General features: G+C 44.8%; 15 protein-coding genes and 6 pseudogenes. 14 read left to right on the plus strand and 7 right to left on the minus strand.

The genetic code is table 11. The features are described 5' to 3' along the window. Positions 1 to 220: 220 nt before the first annotated feature. Positions 221 to 1,589 (minus strand): annotated as a pseudogene (locus AC0L66_RS02895) (Do family serine endopeptidase). 130 nt (positions 1,590 to 1,719) lie between these two features. Next, positions 1,720 to 2,176, minus strand: a pseudogene (zapG, locus tag AC0L66_RS02900) (Z-ring associated protein ZapG). 142 nt (positions 2,177 to 2,318) lie between these two features. Between zapG and zapE the strand changes: the two are divergent. The 8 genes and pseudogenes from zapE to sspB all read left to right on the plus strand — a co-directional run bounded on the left by zapE (position 2,319) and on the right by sspB (position 8,751). After that, positions 2,319 to 3,420: pseudogene (zapE, locus tag AC0L66_RS02905) on the plus strand (cell division protein ZapE). 213 nt (positions 3,421 to 3,633) lie between these two features. Continuing rightward, positions 3,634 to 4,062: a 50S ribosomal protein L13 gene (rplM, locus tag AC0L66_RS02910; RefSeq protein WP_244358259.1), complete on the plus strand. Its 429-nt coding sequence runs from the start codon at positions 3,634 to 3,636 to the stop codon at positions 4,060 to 4,062. Positions 4,063 to 4,077: 15 nt separating this feature from the next. Further along, complete coding sequence (gene rpsI / locus AC0L66_RS02915) at positions 4,078 to 4,470, plus strand: 30S ribosomal protein S9 (protein ID WP_250617398.1); 393 nt, start codon at positions 4,078 to 4,080, stop codon at positions 4,468 to 4,470. A gap of 458 nt (positions 4,471 to 4,928) precedes the next feature. Continuing rightward, positions 4,929 to 5,521, plus strand: a pseudogene (petA, locus tag AC0L66_RS02920) (ubiquinol-cytochrome c reductase iron-sulfur subunit). After that, on the plus strand, positions 5,521 to 6,786 hold the full coding sequence (locus tag AC0L66_RS02925) for a cytochrome b (protein ID WP_265676531.1): 1,266 nt from the start codon (positions 5,521 to 5,523) through the stop codon (positions 6,784 to 6,786). Before petA ends, AC0L66_RS02925 begins: the two are co-directional and overlap by 1 nt. Further along, positions 6,783 to 7,520, plus strand: coding sequence for a cytochrome c1 (locus tag AC0L66_RS02930; RefSeq protein ID WP_473568339.1), 738 nt, complete (start codon positions 6,783 to 6,785; stop codon positions 7,518 to 7,520). Before AC0L66_RS02925 ends, AC0L66_RS02930 begins: the two co-directional genes overlap by 4 nt. Positions 7,521 to 7,608: 88 nt before the next feature. Then, positions 7,609 to 8,244: a stringent starvation protein SspA gene (gene sspA, locus AC0L66_RS02935; RefSeq protein WP_265676534.1), complete on the plus strand. Its 636-nt coding sequence runs from the start codon at positions 7,609 to 7,611 to the stop codon at positions 8,242 to 8,244. 6 nt (positions 8,245 to 8,250) lie between these two features. Further along, entirely contained in the window at positions 8,251 to 8,751 is a 501-nt protein-coding gene (gene sspB / locus AC0L66_RS02940; protein WP_265676535.1) for a ClpXP protease specificity-enhancing factor, read from the plus strand. 105 nt (positions 8,752 to 8,856) lie between these two features. Here the strand turns inward: sspB and AC0L66_RS02945 are convergent, their stop codons facing one another. From AC0L66_RS02945 to AC0L66_RS02955, 3 genes and pseudogenes are all read right to left on the minus strand, one after another. Beyond that, the gene (locus AC0L66_RS02945; protein WP_473568341.1) at positions 8,857 to 9,996 is read right to left on the minus strand and encodes a glycerate kinase; all 1,140 of its coding nucleotides are present in this window, start codon (positions 9,994 to 9,996) and stop codon (positions 8,857 to 8,859) included. 9 nt (positions 9,997 to 10,005) lie between these two features. After that, positions 10,006 to 11,271, minus strand: coding sequence for a GntP family permease (locus AC0L66_RS02950; protein WP_265676537.1), 1,266 nt, complete (start codon positions 11,269 to 11,271; stop codon positions 10,006 to 10,008). Positions 11,272 to 11,433: 162 nt separating this feature from the next. Then, positions 11,434 to 12,575 (minus strand): annotated as a pseudogene (locus AC0L66_RS02955) (sugar diacid recognition domain-containing protein). Between the two features lie 93 nt (positions 12,576 to 12,668). Between AC0L66_RS02955 and AC0L66_RS02960 the strand changes: the two are divergent. The 6 genes and pseudogenes from AC0L66_RS02960 (at position 12,669) to AC0L66_RS02985 (ending at position 18,763) form a co-directional block, all read left to right on the plus strand. Further along, positions 12,669 to 13,040 (plus strand): YacL family protein, encoded by a 372-nt coding sequence (locus tag AC0L66_RS02960; RefSeq protein WP_265676539.1) that lies wholly within the window; start codon positions 12,669 to 12,671, stop codon positions 13,038 to 13,040. A gap of 208 nt (positions 13,041 to 13,248) precedes the next feature. Further along, entirely contained in the window at positions 13,249 to 13,587 is a 339-nt protein-coding gene (locus AC0L66_RS02965; protein WP_250617406.1) for a P-II family nitrogen regulator, read from the plus strand. Positions 13,588 to 13,605: 18 nt separating this feature from the next. Beyond that, a pseudogene (locus AC0L66_RS02970) lies at positions 13,606 to 14,838 on the plus strand (ammonium transporter). Between the two features lie 173 nt (positions 14,839 to 15,011). After that, positions 15,012 to 16,022 (plus strand): Fe(3+) ABC transporter substrate-binding protein, encoded by a 1,011-nt coding sequence (locus tag AC0L66_RS02975; RefSeq protein ID WP_265676542.1) that lies wholly within the window; start codon positions 15,012 to 15,014, stop codon positions 16,020 to 16,022. A gap of 84 nt (positions 16,023 to 16,106) precedes the next feature. After that, positions 16,107 to 17,732, plus strand: coding sequence for an ABC transporter permease (locus AC0L66_RS02980; RefSeq protein WP_473568344.1), 1,626 nt, complete (start codon positions 16,107 to 16,109; stop codon positions 17,730 to 17,732). Next, complete coding sequence (locus AC0L66_RS02985; RefSeq protein ID WP_265676544.1) at positions 17,732 to 18,763, plus strand: ABC transporter ATP-binding protein; 1,032 nt, start codon at positions 17,732 to 17,734, stop codon at positions 18,761 to 18,763. The genes AC0L66_RS02980 and AC0L66_RS02985 overlap by 1 nt, the downstream gene beginning before the upstream one ends. A gap of 66 nt (positions 18,764 to 18,829) precedes the next feature. On the opposite strand, the gene AC0L66_RS02990 is transcribed toward AC0L66_RS02985, so the two are convergent. Beyond that, on the minus strand, positions 18,830 to 19,105 hold the full coding sequence (locus AC0L66_RS02990) for a ribbon-helix-helix domain-containing protein (RefSeq protein WP_265676545.1): 276 nt from the start codon (positions 19,103 to 19,105) through the stop codon (positions 18,830 to 18,832). Positions 19,106 to 19,193: 88 nt separating this feature from the next. Continuing rightward, on the minus strand, positions 19,194 to 19,757 hold the full coding sequence (locus AC0L66_RS02995; protein WP_473568346.1) for a DJ-1/PfpI family protein: 564 nt from the start codon (positions 19,755 to 19,757) through the stop codon (positions 19,194 to 19,196). Positions 19,758 to 20,004 lie beyond the last annotated feature (247 nt).

The following is a 20,004-nucleotide window of genomic DNA, read 5'->3' on the forward strand; positions in this document are numbered from 1 at the left end:
TCTAATGGATACCGGTGTGGGTGGTCTATTGGACAAAATAACAATCACTGAAGCTAGCATAGTAGGGAATGGTTCGATAACGAAACCAATGACCATGGGACTAAATACTTTTTTGAGCAACAGCTTGCGAGCAAAGCATATCACTTTGTGAGCAAATAATAAAAAAGGGCAGTCACGTCCGGCTGCCCTTTCACTAAGAATTTACATAAAGTGTGTCATGTTACCGTACAACAAGATAAATAGTGCGGTCATCTCGTTGAATATTTAGCGCGAGAACGCCTGGCTTTGCTTCGAGTATTTTACGAAGCTCACCCACATTCTTAACACGCTGGCGGTTCACACCCATGATGATGTCGCCTTGTTTAAGTTCATATTGGGCAGCAGGCGAGCCTTCAACTACGGAGGTGACTTTTACACCATCGACGTTGTCGCTTTTCTCTGTATTGGCAAATTCAGCGCCTGTTAAACCTTCATGTAGTTTGTCGGCTTTCGTGATGCTCTTCGCCCCTTCCGTTAACGTTGCTTGGGTCGTCATTGTTTTACCGTCTCGGACAAGTCCGAGTTCGATAGTCTTACCAGCACCTAGTGTGGCGACTTTTGCTCGCAATTCGCTAAAGGTAGTGATTTTTTTACCATTGACAGAGACGATAATATCAGCTGGCCTTAAGTCCGCCTTTTTCCGCTGCACTGTCAGGCATGACTTGGCTAACAAAGGCGCCTTTGCTGGAATCATAACCCAGCGCTTCAGCCAACTCAGACGTGACTTCGCCACCTTGCACGCCTAACATGCCACGTTTCACTTCACCAAACTCAATAATTTGTTCGGTTAGGTTATTCATCATATTCGATGGAATAGCAAAACCAATACCCACATTGCCACCATTAGGACCCAAAATCGCGGTATTGATACCAATGAGCTCACCTTTAAGGTTAACCAGTGCACCGCCTGAATTACCGCTATTGATTGCTGCGTCGGTTTGAATGAAGTTTTCAAAATTTTCTAAATTGAGACCGCTGCGCCCTAGAGCCGAGACGATGCCAGATGTGACGGTTTGTCCTAAGCCAAACGGGTTGCCGATGGCAACAGTAAAATCCCCCACACGGAGTGCGTCCGAGTCGGCGAGTTTTATCTCGGTGAGATTTTTGACATTATCAAGTTTGAGTAAGGCGACATCTGACATTTCATCGCCGCCAACCAGTTCAGCATCGTATTCGCGCCCGTCTTGCAATTTAATACGTATTTCTTCTGCGCCATTGATAACGTGATAGTTGGTTACGATGTAGCCCTTCTTAGCGTTAATAACAACCCCAGACCCCAAGCCGCGGAAAGGTCGCTCTTGCAGTTGTTCTGTTGGAAAGTCTGGACCGAAGAAGAATTTAAATTGCTCTGGATATTGCTGTTTAGAGACCTGAGTGCCTTCAACGGCAATACTGACAACCGCGGGTGTCACCGTCTCTAGCATAGGCGCAAGGCTTGGAAGTTGTTCGCCGTTGACCGCAAGGGGTAATGCTGCTGAGACTGACATGGGTGTGATGATGGCACTCAAGCTTAACGACAGAACAGTTAAGGCAAGCGTTGGCTTCTTCATCATAAAACTCCTCTAAGGTTTAGTAAAAGTTATGACTAGGCAATTGGGATAAAGTTCATTCGAAATGGGGAGGTGATATCAGATTCACTCAACAGGTTGAGTGAATCTGTCGTACTTGCTTGTTGAGAATTTAAGACGCTTTTGCCGTGACAGGTTCGCTGGCGACAAGCTCTGGTGACTCAATCACTTGCTTTTGCTCTCCTCTCAACAAACCAGTTGCGCCATTGGCATAGTCTTTTGGTTGCTCATCAATATCTGAGTCTACCGCTGACTCTACGTTGTGCTCCGCGACTTTTTTAACAAATGGATTGTCTTGCTCTGGCAAGTTAGGCAGCAACTCGGCTGAGGTTTTTGCCATATGTTGATAGAGCTTGGTGTAATCTTTGCCTAGCGTATCTAGCATTTCTGCGCTTTGAGCAAAATGGTCAGATAACTCTTGACGTTGTTGTTCTAAAGCAAATTTTGCAGATTCGAGATCTTTTTGTATGGTTTTTTGTTTTTTTGTACTGTGGGGTAGTGAGGCGAGAAATCACAATTCCTAAAATAGCGCCCACAAGCAGACCGACAACGGCGTAAATCCAAGGCATAGCAGCTTCCTTAATTATTGTTTATTAACATGTGCGTTACCTGATGGTTACACACGTTGTTCTGTCATGGTACTATGAGAGTTCTTACCAATAAAGCAAAATACACCATTTATGGTTGTTGGATCTGTGCTGCGAGTTATCCATGACGCCGATAGAAAAGTATAATAATGATATTGAAACAAATGGTTTTCAACGCGATGCCGCTCAGCATCAGGCGGTGGAAGCATTAGACCGCCTTCATCATGAGTTCATCGATTATCTGAATTTTGAAGCGCCAGCGCTGACGATGATGCAAAAATTATTAGGCAAGTCACCAGAGGAAGCGATTGCCCCACAAGGGCTGTATTTTTGGGGGGCGTTGGGCGAGGGAAAACGTATTTAATGGATGCGTTCTTTGATAGTTTGCCTTCTGAAAAAAAATGCGCGTTCACTTTCATCGCTTTATGTATCGAGTCCATGATGAGCTGAAGAAATTAGGGGATATTGAGAATCCGCTTGAGAGTGTGGCTGATATTTTTCATGCTGAAGCCAACATTATCTGTTTTGATGAGTTTTATGTCTCTGACATTACCGATGCAATGATTTTGTCTTCTTTAATGCAGGCGCTATTTAATAGAGGCGTCGTGTTGGTTGCGACATCAAACATCCCACCTGAAAATTTATATCGTAATGGCCTGCAACGTGCGCGGTTCTTACCTACGATTGCCTTGATTCAAAAACATTGCCACATACTGAATGTTGATAGTGGTATCGACTACCGATTGAGAACCTTAGAGCAAGCCGAAATTTACCATTATCCACTGGATAACTCAGCGAATGAAAATCTTCATCGTTATTTTAAGCAGTTGGTAATGGAAACGCGGCAACCAGACACTTCAATCGATATTAATCATCGGGATATTTCTGTTATCGCGTCGGTGGACGATGTTTTGTTCGCGACTTTTGAACAATTGTGTCAAACCATGCGCAGCCAAAATGACTACATTGAGATGTCTCGGCTTTATCACACCGTATTACTGGCGGATGTGAAACAGATGGACAGCAAGCTTGATGATGCTGCGAGACGGTTTATTGCGCTGGTGGATGAATTTTATGAGCGCCGAGTGAAATTGATTATTTCTGCGGAAGTCGAATTAGAGGCAATTTATACAACAGGGCAGCTAGAGTTTGAGTTTAAACGTTGTATTTCTCGCCTAACAGAAATGCAAAGTCATGATTATTTAGCCTCTGAGCACTTGGCGTAAGGGTTTTTACCTATTTTGTCTAAAAAATAGGTGATTTTTTCCTCTAGCTTCTCTATAATCCTGCGACCTACCGTTACTGCGAGCCTCTAGTTATGACGAAAGTCTAACTATGCCAAGTGTTTCCAACACTCGAAGGGGTGATGAATGGGACTCTTAGACAGTGGGAACAGTTTGTTCCTTAAGTGTAAATTTTTTTAATAGGTAATTATTAGCATGAAAACTTTCGTTGCTAAACCAGAAACTGTAAAACGTGACTGGTATGTTGTAGACGCAGAAGGCAAAACTCTTGGCCGTATCGCAAGTGAGATCGCATCTCGTCTTCGTGGTAAGCATAAAGCTGAATACACTCCTCACGTAGACACTGGTGATTACATCATCGTTGTTAACGCTGAGAAAGTTACTGTAACTGGTAACAAGGCTAAAGGTAAAGTGTATTACCGTCACACTGAGTTCCCAGGTGGTCTTAAGTCTATCACTTTTGAAAAGTTGATCGACAAGAAGCCAGAAATGGTAATCGAACTAGCTGTTAAAGGTATGCTACCACGTGGTCCTCTAGGCCGTGCTATGTACCGTAAGCTAAAAGTTTACGCTGGCGCTGAGCACAATCATGCTGCTCAACAACCACAAGTACTAGACATCTAATTGGGGATATCAGAAATGGCAGAGAATCAATACTACGGCACTGGTCGTCGCAAAAGCTCAGCTGCTCGCGTTTTTATTAAACCAGGCACTGGCAACATCGTAATCAACAAGCGTGAACTAGAAGTTTACTTCGGTCGCGAAACTTCTTGCATGGTAGTTCGTCAGCCTCTTGAGCTTACTGAACTAACTGAGAAGCTAGATCTATTCGTTACTGTTAAAGGTGGCGGTATTTCTGGTCAAGCTGGTGCAATCCGTCACGGTATCACTCGCGCGCTTATGGAATACGACGAAACTCTACGTCCTGCTCTACGTGCAGCTGGCTATGTTACGCGTGACGCTCGTTGCGTTGAGCGTAAGAAAGTTGGTCTACGTAAAGCACGTCGTAAGCCACAATTCTCAAAGCGTTAATTTTTCGTTCTTCGAAAAATCTACGCTCCAGTTTATACTGGTTTGTGGTCCAAAAGCTCAGCCTCTCGGCTGGGCTTTTTGTTTTTTCAGTCCGGTATAAATCCTCTAGATTCATCAACTCCCCTAATAGACTGTGCTTTTCCTCCCTTTTGTGAACTGGTAAACGATTTCCTGCGATAGATGTTACGAAAAGGTAGCTTTATCTTGTCAAAAAGTAGGGTTTTCTTTATCATTTGCTATCAAATAAATACAACTAAAATTCTTATTTTGTTAGCCATGCTTTATTGGTGATAACTAATATCGGAATGGACTCAAGTGTGCAGGTTTTAATTATAAAATATGCACGTTCAATTCAAGGAAGATAACCAAAGGAATGGTTCCCCCGCGGTTATTTAACATGACAGAGCAGCTTGGATTCGCTTGATATTGGCCCAAGGAGCATATGGGAGAAATGTTGGATGAGCAATGCGCCTTTAAATAACGGTCGTAGGCGTTTCCTTACTGCCACAACTGCGGTTGTCGGTGGTTTGGGAGCAGCTGCAGTCGCCGTTCCTTTTATTAAATCTTGGAACCCAAGTGCCAAAGCAAAGGCCGCTAGGTGCTCCTGTAGAGGTTGAAGTCAGTAAACTTGAAGAGGGCCAAATGGTTCGTGTCGAGTGGCAAGGCAAACCGGTATGGGTTGTTAGGCGAGCACAGTCTGTTTTGGATAATCTGGGGACGTTATCAGATAAATTACGTGACCCACAATCTCAAGAAGAACAGCAACCGGAATATGCTCAAAATGGTTATCGCTCGATTAAACCAGAGTATTTTATCGCGGTTGGGTTTTGTACTCACCTAGGATGTTCGCCAACTTACCTTGCGGATTCTTTTAGTGAACAAGTCCAAGGTGTGAAATCAGGCTTCTTCTGTCCTTGCCACGGGTCTAAATTTGACATGGCAGGCCGAGTATTCCAAAACGTGCTTAGCACCACTGAATCTAGTGATTCCTAAGCATATGTATTTGAGTGATACAAAAATTCTTATCGGCGTGGATAAGGGGGATGCATAATGCAAGCTGTACTTGATTGGGTAGAAAAACGATTACCCGCAATGAATGCTTATAAAAAGCATTTATCAGAATATCCAATGCCAAAGAACTTTAACTTTTGGTATTTATTCGGCTCTCTTGCTATGTTGGTCCTTGTTAACCAAATCCTAACGGGGATTTGGCTTACCATGAACTACGTACCATCTGGTGAAGGCGCATTTGCTTCTGTGGAATACATCATGCGTGATGTGGAATACGGCTGGTTGTTGCGTTATATGCACTCAACGGGTGCATCTGCTTTCTTTGTGGTTATTTACCTTCATATGTTCCGCGGCCTGATTTATGGCTCATACCAAAAACCTCGTGAGTTGCTTTGGGTTTTCGGTATGCTGATTTTCTTAGTGCTAATGGCTGAAGCCTTTATGGGCTACCTTCTTCCTTGGGGACAAATGTCTTACTGGGGCGCTCAAGTAATTATTTCACTGTTTGGTGCCATCCCAGTTATCGGTGATGATCTTACATTGTGGATCCGTGGTGATTACATCATCTCAGGTGCGACACTAAACCGATTCTTTGCATTGCACGTTATTGCGCTACCAATTGTGCTACTGCTACTGATTGTCTTGCACGTTTTGGCGCTACATGAAGTGGGCTCAAATAACCCGGATGGTATTGAAACTAAGCTACCTAAAGGTTCAATGGGCGATGACTACAAAACGCAGTTCAAATTCCATGATTACTACAGCAAAAAATACGACATCATTGATTCGATACCTTTCCATCCATATGGAACGGTAAAAGATATGGTGGGTATAGCAGGCTTCTTCTTCTTGTTCTGCTACGTGTTGTTCTTTAACCCTGAAATGGGCGGTTATTTCCTTGAGCCACCAAACTTTGAAGCGGCGAACCCTCTGAAAACACCAGAGCATATTGCCCCAGTTTGGTATTTCACGCCGTTCTACGCCATCTTACGTGCGGTTCCTGATAAGCTGCTCGGTGTGGTTGCAATGGGGGCTTCAATTGTGTTCTTGTTTCTACTTCCGTGGTTTGACCGTTGTAAAGTTCGTTCTTACCGTTACAGAAGCAAAATCCATTTGATTAATATCATTCAGTTTACGATCAGCTTTATTGCGTTAGGCATTCTCGGTGCGCTTCCAGCAACGGCAACGTACACCTTGATGGCTCAAATCTTTAGTTTGGGATATTTCATGTTCTTCATTTTGTTGTATGTCTACAGTAAAAATGAGAACACCAAGCCACTACCGAAGAGGGTGACATTTAAATGAAAAAGTGGATTGTAGTACTTTTTGCTCTGTTGCCGTCTCTTGCGCTAGCAGCTGGTGGGAACGTGCATCTTGATAAAGCAAATAATGATCTGACGGATCAAGCATCACTGCAAAATGGTGCGAAGTTGTTCATGAACTATTGTTTTGCTTGTCACTCAACTCAATATCAACGTTATGAGCGTGTTGCCAATGATCTAGGTATTCCGGTTGAACTGGCTAAGGAAAACTTAGTCTTTGACCCGGAAGCGAAAATTGGTGATCTGATGGTGAACTCTATGCCACAAAAGCAAGCTGCGGCTTGGTTTGGGGCTCCGCCACCGGACTTGACCTTGGTTGCTCGTGTACGCGGTGCTGATTGGTTGTATACGTACCTTCGTTCATTCTATGCAGATCCAAGTCGTCCATTTGGTGTGAATAACATCACTTTCCCAAATGTCGGTATGCCGCACGTGCTTGAAGAGCTGCAAGGCATTCCAACCGCTATTGTGGAAACACATACGGTTGATGGCCAAGAGGTCGAAGTGATCGTTGGTACGGAGACAAACGGGCGTGGTGAATTGAGTTCAGCGGAATACGATGATGCGGTTCGTGATTTAGTGAACTTCCTTGAGTATTCGGGTGACCCAGTCAAACTTGAGCGTCATGCAATGGGTTGGTGGGTAATGGCATTCCTTGTGCTATTTACTATTGTCGTTGTGTTGCTGAAGAAAGAGTATTGGCGTGATGTACACTAATTGTGCTATCATGTCGCGCTGATTCTAAATTTTGTTAACAATGGAGGCCTTGCCTCCATTGTTTTTTGTAAGTATGCCGGAGGGCTCCATGGCTGTAGCTGCCAATAAACGTTCTGTGATGACTCTTTTTTCTAGTGCTACTGATCTATACAGCCACCAGGTTCGTATCGTTCTAGCTGAAAAGGGTGTCAGTGTTGAGGTTGAGTTAGTGGATGAGTCAAACATCCCTGCAGAGCTTGCTGAACTGAATCCATATAAAACTGTACCAACTTTGGTTGATCGTGAGCTTGCGCTTTACGATTCAAAGATCATTATGGAATACCTAGATGAGCGTTTCCCTCATCCACCACTAATGCCGGTTTACCCAGTTGCTCGTGGTAACAGCCGTTTAATGATTTACCGTATTGAACGTAACTGGTATACGCTTGCAGAAAAAGTAGTGAAAGGTACGGCTGAAGAATCTGAAGCTGCACGCAATAAACTGCGTAATGACTTGCTAACACTTGCGCCGATCTTTGCTGAATACGAGTACTTCATGAGTGAAGAGTTCAGCCTGATCGATTGCTACCTGGCTCCACTATTGTGGCGTCTGCCAGAAATGGGTATCGAGCTGGTTGGCCCTGGTGCAAAAGAGATTAAGATTTACATGAACCGTGTATTTGAACGTGATTCATTCCTAGCTTCGCTAACAGAAGCTGAGCGTGAGATGCGTTTAGTTCGCTAATTATTCATGGATATCACTAAAATGACGCCCCGCCGTCCTTATATGCTTCGCGCATTCTATGACTGGCTGGCAGAAAACGACCTTACTCCGCATATCGTTGTCGATGCAATGTTACCAGGAGTACGAGTGCCGCTAGAGTTTGTTCAAGATGGCCAAATTATCTTGAATATCGCTTCTAGAGCGGTGGGTCAATTAGAATTAGGTAATGAAGCCATTACCTTTCACGCTCGATTCGGTGGCAAGCCGCATTCGGTTATTGTTCCGCTTTATTCTGTGCAAGCTATTTATGCACGAGAGAATGGTGCTGGAACAATGTTTGAGCCTGAAGATGCATACTTGTCTATTGAAGAGGAAGACGTTGCAACAGAGACGCCGGTATCTGGTTTGTCTGTAGCGGAAGCGCCTGTCACAGAGTTACCAGTAGACTCGGCTGTTGAATCCGAACCTGATGGTGATGATGAGCCTCCTAGAGCTAAAGGGCGACCAAGCTTAAGAGTTGTGAAATAGTTTGATTCCATAAAAAAGACTGCTAATTAGCAGTCTTTTTTTGTCTAGATAACGCTGTGGTTCATTCTGGGCATGGTCTGATTATACATGCCCAGATTGCCATTGTTATCGTGGTAAGGTCATTGTGAGGGCAGCAGCGATATTGCGCGACGTCATTTCTACATTAAACGCGGCTTCTTCCAACGCTGTTGCCAGATCCGTTGCGCCAAGCACGACACTGTAAACCGCATCGATACCGTGCTCATAAACAACGTGACAGTCTTTTGCTGTGCTACCTGCAATTGCAATGACGGGAATATCATACGCTTTTGCCGTTCTCGCGACCCCAATCGGCGTTTTACCGTGAATCGTTTGGCTATCGATACGTCCTTCACCAGTAATGACAAGGTTGGCATCTTTGACGACATCACTGAGCTGAATCGCATCCATTACTATCTGTATACCGGGACGTAGTTCAGCATTAAATAGCCCAAGGAATGCCGCACCTAGTCCATGCGCAGCGCCAGCGCCAGGGGTGTGCTTAACATCACGGCCATTGGTTAATCGGATAACATCAGCGTAGTGCGAAAGGTTGGTGTCAAGTGTTGCCACCATGGCAGGTGTCGCTCCTTTTTGTGGGCCAAATACAGCGCTGGCACCTTTATCGCCACAAAGTGGGTTGTCGACATCGCACGCGACTTCGAGCGTGATCTCTGCTAATCGTGAGTCGACGTGGTCCATGTTAATGGAAGTCAGTTTATTGAGCTCGCCACCACCGTAACCGAGTTCGCAACCCTCACCATCAAGCAACTGCGCGCCCAGTGCTTGAGCCATGCCTAAGCCACCATCGTTCGTGGCACTACCACCAATGCCGACAATGATGTGTTTTACGCCTTTGTCTAGTGCGGCTTTAATCAACTCTCCGGTGCCGTAAGAGGTCGTGATCAGTGGATTACGTTTTTCTGCCGAGACCAAGTGAATACCGGAGGCGGCTGCCATTTCAATGATGGCAGTGCTGCCATCACCGAGTAGCCCGTAGAACCCTTCAACACGTTGACCCAGTGGGCTGATGACGGAGGCTGAGACCAGTTCCCCTCCAGTTGCATCGATGAGAGATTGCACGGTGCCTTCTCCACCATCAGCCATCGGTAACTTGATGTATTCGGCATTAGGCAGTATTTGTTTGAATCCGTTTTCAATGGCTTGTGCCACTTCCATTGCCGTTAAACTTTCTTTATATGAATCAGGAGCAATTACAATTTTCATGACAAAACCTTATACAAATAAACCAAATACACCAAACATCATGACAGAGACAAAGGCGATAACTAGACCGACAGCCGACTCGTAAGGAATGAGTTTTAGGCGCTCGTGAATGTCCATATGAACAGCACCGCCCGTCGCGTGGAAGAAGCTACCATGTGGCATGTGGTCGAGTACGGTTGCACCCGAGTGAATCATTGCCGCCCCTGCTAATGCGGGAACGCCGAGTTCAAGTATGGTGCCTGCAAAGACGCTGGAAGCGACGGCAGTACCAGCCGTGGTGGATGCTGTTGCCAGTGACATCATGGCGCCAGAAATAGGCGCAAGGAGGTAAGAAGGCAATCCGGAAGTGGTAAGAACATCGATTAATCCATCTTTTAGCCCTGAGTTAGCGATGATGCCTGCTAGCGTACCCGTACCTAATAACATCACTGCCACTGGGGCCATTCGGCTGAGGCCGGAGACGGCAAAGTGGTTGGTATCGGCAAAGCGTCCCATCACGACAGCACCGATAAGACCACCGAGTGGTAACGCGATGAGAGGATCAACGTTAATACCTGCAATCGGGCGCAGTGATAGCAGCGCAATCGCAACCATAGGAGCCGTGATAGAAGCGACAAAAGAAGGGAGCTTAGAATGGTCAACCGCAACGACTTCGCTCGCTGCCACTTTTGATCCTTTGTTGATTAATTTTTTTGCGATGAAGTACGCGACAATCATACCGCAAATCCCCGGAATAACGCCGGCTGCCATTACCGAGGTCAGTGGGACGTTAAAAGCGTCAGCGGCCGCAATGGTATTTGGGTTGGGTGACATGACGTTACCTGCCTTACCGCCCCCAACCATCGCAAGTAAAATAGCGGCTTTGGAAATATCGGCACGGTGTGCAATCGCCAGTGCGATAGGGGAAACGGTAATAACGGCAACGTCAACGAAGACACCAACAGCGGTGAGGATCATGGTTGCGATTGCTAGTGCAAGTAGTGCACGAGTTTCACCAACCTTTTTGACTATGGTTTCTGCGATGGAAGTTGCGGCCCCAGATTCAATGAGCACACCTGCTAACACGCCTGCCGCGAGAATACGAAGTACAGCGGTGACAATACCTTGCGCACCACCAATCATTAAGCTGACGGTTTCTGTTAGCGAGACACCGCCAATCACGCCACCAATGAGAGCACCGATAATCATGCCGTATGCGGGTGGTACTTTCTTGAGAATGAGTGTTATAGCGACGACCAATGCCGCTAAGGCACCGAGAGTAGAGACTTCTATCATTTTGAGTTTTCCGCGTAAGTTATTAGAATTCTTGTCGGTGTAGAGTTTCACCTTGTTGAAAACAGACTACCGACAGAATAGGGCTAAAGCTTTATGCGAAGTGACAGATTTATAGATAGGAATGATAACGTATTTGTGCAGATGAACAGTTTTGTGATTTATTTAGATACATTTCAAAGCAAGATAAAGTTGAATCTTATCCTCTAACTTATTGATATTTAGTGTTGTTTCTTGCTCTATTTTGTCTAGTCGATAACGCAGCGTGTTTCGATGAATATGTAGCAGTTCACAAGTTTGAGCTAGATCGCAATTCTGTTCAAAAAAACACGCAGCGTTTTTACTAGCACGTTTTTGGTGTCTGACTGTATGAGCTTATTCAGTGGATCGGTTAATTGCTGTGCTCGCCAAGGGTCTCTTTTAATGCTACTGACCAACACTGATAACTTGTGATCGTGATAAAAAAGGATCGACTTTGCTTTTGGTTGGCAGATTTCCATTGTGGATTTAGCCGTTTCGTAAGATTTCGCCAATCCAATGACGCCAGGGAAATAGTCACCAATGGTCATTTGAATAGAAAAGTCGCACTCGTGGTCGATGCGCTTCATTAATTTGGCAACGCGCTTTTGTTCTTCTTGTCGATTCCAAATAGTTTGCTGAACCGTAATCGGCTTAAGTACCACAATTTCGTTCATAGACACCGAGACAATGCCGACAATATTGTCGCGCTCAGGATATTCGAGTAAATGAACCAATCGTTGTAGATGTTCCAGTGTTAGCGTTTCATTCGCTTTGGGAATCACCTTAATGACGGCTGCAACGCGTGGTTGGTCTAGGTCTAGATCTAATCGCTGAGCAATGGAGAGTAACTGTCCCTCGTTTAAGCTGGTTCCTTGGATAAGCTGTAGCAATAACTCTTCACGGTGGCGCTTGTTCCATTGGATTTGATGCATCAACGCCGCTTGTTCTACGATGAGTTCAGCCGTCATTTTGACTAGCTCGCCATAGCTGCGGACTTCATCGGGTGTGCCAGAGATTCCGACGACACCAATGACGTTATCATCATAAAGAATGGGTAAATTAATGCCTTTTCTTACCCCTGAGAGTGTCGACGCGACCGCATCATTAATTTCAATAATACGATTGTCCTTGATTGCCAGTAACGCACCGTCATGGGTGTGATGCAAGCGTGAAGGATCGCTTGATCCAATAATCACGCCGTTATCATCCATAACGTTGATTGAGTGTTGAATGATCTTCTTCGCTCTATCAACAATTTGTTTCGCTATCAATGCGTTGAGTTGCATCTCGTTGTCTCGACTACTAGGAATCTTTTGAGTATACCCGAGAACATTGGAATTTAAGGTATAATCATCCGGTTATTGCTAAGAGACAATGTGATGGAATTCGAATTTATTAAAAACTCGCTCACCGGAGAATATATGGTCCGGTGCGAAATGGGACATGAGGTACTGGCACGTTTATTCCAAGAGGAGATCTCTACGTGTGATCGCACCATTGCGGAAATTAAAGCTCAAATGGCTTTAGCATCGCAATACCCCAGTAAGGAATTTCGTTGGGAAGGCAAAGAAATTTCGTTAAGCATTCTTGAGTCAGAGGTCCATGTATTTGAAAACTGTCTGAATTTTGATGTAACTAGCGATAGTGTCGAAGACTTTGAGCTTTACAGTAGTGAAAGCTTTAGTGAGTCAGGTCTTGAGGACTTTAGTTCTGTTATCGCTCAGTGGGAGCGATTTATTCATAACCGATAGGTTGCTTTACCACTCTAATGCACAGTTCTAGTGCTTAACCGAATGCTTGCCTTATTTTTGTGAGCGTATTGCACCAATTGGGTGCAATGCGTTTTCATTTTATTAACATATATCCATTCATTCCTTATATATCAATGTGTTAAAAACTTGGCACGCGCCTTGAAAGTGTTATTCCAACAACAGGGATACATACGGCGAAGGGGATGCCATGAAACTTATTAACGCAATCATTAAACCATTTAAATTAGACGACGTACGTGAAGCGCTGGCTGATGTCGGCATAGAAGGTATGACGGTTTCTGAGGTCAAAGGATTTGGCCGTCAAAAAGGACACACAGAATTGTACCGCGGTGCTGAATACCAAGTGGACTTTTTACCGAAAGTGAAGTTAGAGATTGCCACTCACGCCGATAATGTTGATCGAGTTGTCGAGGCCATTTCAAATGCCGCGCAAACCGGAAAAATTGGTGACGGTAAAATTTTTGTGTATGACTTGTGCCAAGCCGTTCGTATTCGTACGGGCGAAATGGATGCTGAAGCACTTTAAGGGATTGGAGACATTATTATGGAATTAGCAACAACAGTAAGTGAACTACGCTACGCGCTGGATACGTTTTACTTTCTTATTTCAGGCGCTTTGGTTATGTGGATGGCAGCGGGTTTTGCCATGTTAGAGGCGGGGTTGGTCCGTTCTAAAAATACCACTGAAATTTTAACAAAAAACTTCTGCTTGTACGCCATTGCTTGTACTTGTTACTTGGTTGTCGGTTATCACATTATGTATGTCGATAATGCGGAAGCTGGCTGGTTACCATCATTTGGTGCACTCATTGGAACACAAGCGGAAGGCGCGGACCACTCGTTAGAATCTGACTTTTTCTTCCAGGTTGTGTTCGTTGCAACGGCAATGTCAGTGGTCTCTGGTGCGGTTGCTGAGCGAATGAAGTTATGGTCATTCTTAATCTTCTCTGTCGCGCTAACCGCCTTCATCTACCCGGTGGAAGGGTATTGGACATGGGGTGGTGGTTTCCTCTCTGAAGCTGGATTCAGTGACTTTGCAGGGTCTGGTATTGTACATATGGCAGGCGCAGCAGCAGCACTAGTCGGCGTGTTACTCCTAGGTGCTCGTAAAGGTAAATATGGCAAGAACGGTGAAATCTATCCAATTCCAGGTTCAAACATGCCACTTGCAACGTTAGGTACGTTTATTCTTTGGTTAGGTTGGTTTGGCTTTAACGGCGGCTCTCAACTAATGGTCTCTGACTTTGAGAATGCAACAGCGGTTGGACAAATTTTCTTAAATACCAATGCTGCCGCTGCTGCTTAGGTGCGATTGCTGCGATGTTAGTGTGTAAGACAACGTGGGGCAAAGCAGACTTGACGATGATTCTTAACGGCGCACTTGCAGGCCTAGTCGCAATCACTGCGGATCCACTCTCGCCATCACACGGTTTATTCTGTGGCAATTGGTGCCGTCGCTGGTGCACTCGTGGTATTTAGTATTATCGGCCTTGATAAAATTAAGATTGATGATCCAGTCGGTGCGATTTCAGTTCATGGTGTGTGTGGCTTCTTTGGCTTGATGGTCGTACCACTGAGCAATGGTGATGCGAGCTTTGGTGCTCAGTTACTTGGGGCGGCAGTCATCTTTGGCTGGGTATTCGGTGCAAGCCTGGTCGTTTGGGCGGTAATTAAAGCAACGATGGGTATTCGTGTATCAGAAGATGAAGAGCTGGAAGGGATGGATATGCATGATTGTGGTGTAGGGGCGTACCCTGAGTTTGTTACTTCAAAGTAGCGACTAAAACCTAATTCAGAGCGTCATATTTAATATACACTTTGTTACATAATTGCTGAAAAACCTGCCCACCGTGGCAGGTTTTTTTATGTCAGATCATTGTTTTCTATCCGGAGATGAATATAATAACGCAACTGATAAACGTTCTCATTTTGAATTAAAGGAACTAAATAATGAAAAAACTGCTAGCCCTATCAGCAATCGCCGCAGGATTTGCTGCCCCAGCAATGGCCGCTGAAGAAGTCAACGTTTACTCTTACCGTCAACCGTTTCTCGTTGAGCCTATGTTCAATGAGTTTACGAAAGAGACTGGTATTAAGGTTAATGTAAAGTTTGCTAAAAAAGGCTTAGCAGAGAAGCTTCAACAAGAAGGTGAATATAGTCCTGCCGATGTCGTATTAACAACTGACATTAGCCGCCTTGCTGAACTCACAGATAAAGACGTGGTTCAAGCCGTTGAAAGTGACGTTATCAATGCCAACGTTCCTGCTCAATATCGAGACAAAGAAAATGAATGGTTTGCTCTGACATTACGTACTCGTAATGTGTATTCATCAAAAGACCGTGTAGGCAAGCTTAGTGAAGATTTTAACTATGCTGATTTAGCGAACCCTGAATACAAAGGTAAAATTTGTACTCGTAGTGGTAAGCACCCTTACAACGTTTCTCTAGTATCTTCAATGATTGCTCATCATGGTGAAGCGGAAACGAAAGAGTGGTTGGAAGGCGTAAAAGCTAATCTAGCTCGCAAACCTCAAGGTAATGATCGTGCTCAAGTAAAAGCGATTAAAGAAGGGCTTTGTGATGTATCACTGGGTAATAGCTATTACCTAGGTAAAATGGTTAACGACAAAGAACAAAAAGCATGGGCAGACGCGGTTTACATTAATTTCCCGAATCAAAAATCGGAAGGTACGCACGTAAACATCAGCGGTATGGCGATGGCGAAATACGCACCAAACCAAGATAATGCACTTAAGTTAATGGAATTCTTAACGGGTGCAACAGCACAGCAGATGTACGCAGAAGTGAACTATGAATACCCGGTTAAAGAGGGTGTGAAGCGCTCGGAGTTAGTTGAATCGTGGGGCGACTATAAAGCAGACACGGTTTCACTTGATGACATCGCGGGTTATCACAATGCGGCAATCAAATTGTTAGATGAAGTTAAGTTCGACCTTTAATCGGCAAAAAGGGGTATAATACCCCTTATTGAATTCCGGTTACTGAACGTCTCGACTTCGTGTCGCCTGATGTATGTTTAGGCAATGAAAGAAAAAAATGCAGTTTGGAAAACCAGTAGTGGAGTGCTTACTCTGTTACTGGTTTTACCTATTTTAGCGATCTTCTATACAGCGCTTGGTGAAACAAGTGATATCTTCTCGCACCTAATAAATACGGTGATGCCCACTTACACCATAAATACAGTGCTTCTTGTTGTTGGTGTACTGATACTTTCTCTTATCCTTGGTGTGCCCAGTGCGTGGTTTATGGCCATGTGTAAGTTGCCATCAGAAAAAGTATTGCAATGGGCGCTGGTGCTTCCTCTCGCGATGCCTGGCTACATTATTGGCTATATTTTTACCGATTGGTTTGATTTTGCTGGCCCAATACAAATATGGCTAAGAAACGTATTTGAATGGGGAGTGGGCGACTATTGGTTCCCGGACATTAGAACCGTGGGTGGTGCTACGGTGGTATTGTCACTTGTCCTTTATCCGTATGTCTATCTTCTATGCCGTGCAGCATTTATGGAGCAAAATGTCTCGCTGTTGCAATCGGCTAGGTTACTAAAATGCACACCACTTGAAAGCTTTTGGCGAATTTCTCTGCCATTGGCCCGTCCTTCTATTGCGGTGGGTTTGTCGTTGGTGGCAATGGAAACCATTGGAGACTTTGGTACCGTCAGTTATTTCGCTGTGAATACCCTCACGACTGCGGTTTATGATACTTGGTTAGGTTACTCTAGCTTAAGCGCTGCAGCCAAAATATCCGCATTAATGATGATGGTGATCGTGTTACTGTTGGGGGCTGAGCGATACAGCCGTCGTCGTCAAAAACTGTTTCAAAACCAATACAATAGCCATGAAGATTTTCGCTATGAGCTTCAAGGTTGGAAAAAGTGGTTTGCCGTAATATGGTGTTGGGGGTTGGTGTCGATAGCCTTTATTTTCCCTCTTGGTCAACTGGTTATTTACGCATATAAGTACTTTGCTCAAAGCTGGACACCTGAATTTCAGCTCTATGCAATGAACAGCCTCAAGGTATCGATTATTGCTGCCGTGATTGCTGTCGCTATCGCGATAGTGGTGAATTTTTATCGTCGTTTAGCATCCAATACATCCAGCCAAGTTTTCATGAGAGCCAGCTCATTAGGCTACGCGGTTCCGGGAACGGTATTGGCGATTGGTGTCATGGTGCCTGTGCTATTTATGGATCATGCGATTAACGACTTTGCCGTCTGGATGGAATGGAAGCGTCCTGGATTGCTGTTCTCTGGCTCTATGTTTGCGATTGTTTTTGCTATGGTGGTGCGCTTTTCAGCCGTCGCCATTGGTAGTATCGAAACCAGTTTAAGCAAGGTTTCGCCTTCACTAGATATGGCCTCACGTACGATGGGCTGCAAGCAAAACCAAATGTTGGCCCGCGTGCACTTTCCTTTGATTAAACGCGGGATTTTGATAGCAGGTCTTTTGGTGTTTATTGAGTCGATGAAAGAGCTCAATGCGGCGCTGTTATTGCGACCATTTAACTTCGAAACATTAGCGACTTACGTTTATAACTTTGCCTCTGATGAGCACTTAGAGTTGGCGGCTATGCTTACGGTTTTATTAGTATTGGTTGGGCTTATCCCTCTCATCATTGTTAATCGATCTTTGGAGCAACCCCACTAATGACGACCGCATTATCGATTGAAAACCTCTCTTGCCAATATGACTCTCAAATGGTGTTGGAAGCGTTGTCGCTGCAAGTGAATCACGGTGAGATTGTTTGTTTGCTTGGTGCGAGTGGCTGTGGCAAAACCACACTACTAAAAGCGATTGCTGGTTTGCTGCCTTTGTCCGGTGGGTTAATGACGTTAAATGAAAAAGTCATTGATGATGGTAAAACATGGTTACCGCCAGAGCAGCGTAATATTGGTATGATCTTCCAAGACTATGCGTTATTTCCGCATTTGACGGTGGCAGAAAATGTTGCGTTTGGACTCAAGGGGCAACCTAAAGAGCAACAAGATTCTATTGTGGATGAAGCGCTTCGTCTGGTTCATCTTGAGGCGTTTAAAGCCCGTTACCCACATCAACTTTCTGGTGGTCAGCAGCAGCGCGTGGCGATAGCAAGAAGCCTAGCTTATAAGCCAGATCTGCTTCTTCTCGATGAACCATTCTCAAATATTGATACGCAAGTTCGTCATGAGTTGATTCGTGAGATCCGTAAGATATTTAAGAAGCAAGGCATCACGGCTATCTTCGTGACTCACAGTCGTGAAGAGGCTTTTGCTTTTGCCGATAAAATGGCGGTGATGAATGAGGGCGTGATTGAGCAATATGGCAGTGCGTCAGAATTGTACTTCTGTCCATCCAGTAAATTTGTCGCCGATTTCTTAGGGGGCGGCAGTTACCTTGAAGCGACGCATATCGCAAGCTCGACGTTTGATACTGTAATAGGGCAGATTGCTGCGACATCGTGTACTTTTATTGCGGAAGGTGCAAAGTGTCAGTTGTTGGTTCGACCACAACAGATTCAATTATCCTCTTCTGAGCAAAGTAGCATTCATGTTGTAGAGCAACAATTCATGGGTGACCACTGCCGTTATGTGGTGGATATAAAAGGCACGCGAGTGCTTGCGACGTCAATGGAGGCATTGAATGTCGGCCAAAGCGTGGCAGTAAGTGTTGAATCTCAAGGGATCGTGGCTTTTAGTTAGCGACATTAACCAAATGGTGACTTGGAGTTTTTATGGCCATTAGCAATGATAAGCCCCGGCTTGACTCTAAAGTACAATACGCTTGCCATTATTGAGATAAGTGGTACATGCGACGCGAAGTAAAGAGGTGAAATTGCCTATTTCACCTCTTTTTGTGATGACCTCTTTATAAATACGCGTGAGAAACTCTGCCACGGAGAGGTCTGCGTCAGAAGCAATATCCTCAATTACTTTCCAAAATACGGCTTCTAGCCTGATACTAGTGACCACGCCATCCAAGCGCACAGAGCGTGACTTTAGCTCAAATAATGCGAGCTCTGTCCCTGAGTATAGTTCACACATAGCCTGACCAATTTGTTGAGGTTCTACCTGCTAGCATAGTCGACTTACCGCTTATGTCTGTTAGGCTTTGGTCGTAATCGTTATATGATTAGCTTGGTAACAAAGTATTAAATTGTGCAAGCCAACGAGGGTGAGCTGGCCATGCGGGGGCTGTTACAAAGATGCCATCGGTATACGCTTCAGTGACATCAATATCGATATATTCCGCACCCGCTAGTGTTACTTCTGGGGCGCAAGCAGGGTAGGCTGATATCTTGGCACCTTCGATAATGTTGGCAGCCGCGAGGAGTTGTGCTCCGTGGCAAATGGCGGCAATGGGCTTCTTGGACTGAGCAAAGGCTTGCACCAATGCGATGACGCGAGGGTTAAGGCGCAGGTATTCTGGAGCTCGGCCACCAGGGATAAGCAACGCATCAAAGTTATCGTCATGGATGTCGTTAAAAGTTGCATTCAGTGTAAATAAATGACCAGGCTTTTCAGTGTAAGTTTGATCGCCTTCAAAGTCGTGAATCGCGGTCTTTATTGTGTTTCCTATTTCTTTGTCAGGGCACGTGACGAGTACCTCATGTCCGACCATTTCTAATGCTTGAAATGGCACCATCAACTCATAATCTTCAACGAAGTCGCCAGCAATAATTAATACTTTAGCCATCTTTCAGTTCCTTTTTTGACGTTACCATTTTGCAAATAGTAAGATGCGAGAGGCTAGGTGTTAACAATATTGTTACAATGCTAGGTAGTATTGGACTACTACATGAAAAGTTAATCACCCATTCGCGCACACAAAAAAAGCCCGATGAATATTCATCGGGCAAAGATGTTCTCCACCTATAGGGAGTTCCTTGCTAGCCCATTATTTGGTAAGGCAGGTCCTTATAACAGGAAGCAAGGAGAAAGGT

The organism is Vibrio sp. GJ43-1 (assembly GCF_055808835.1).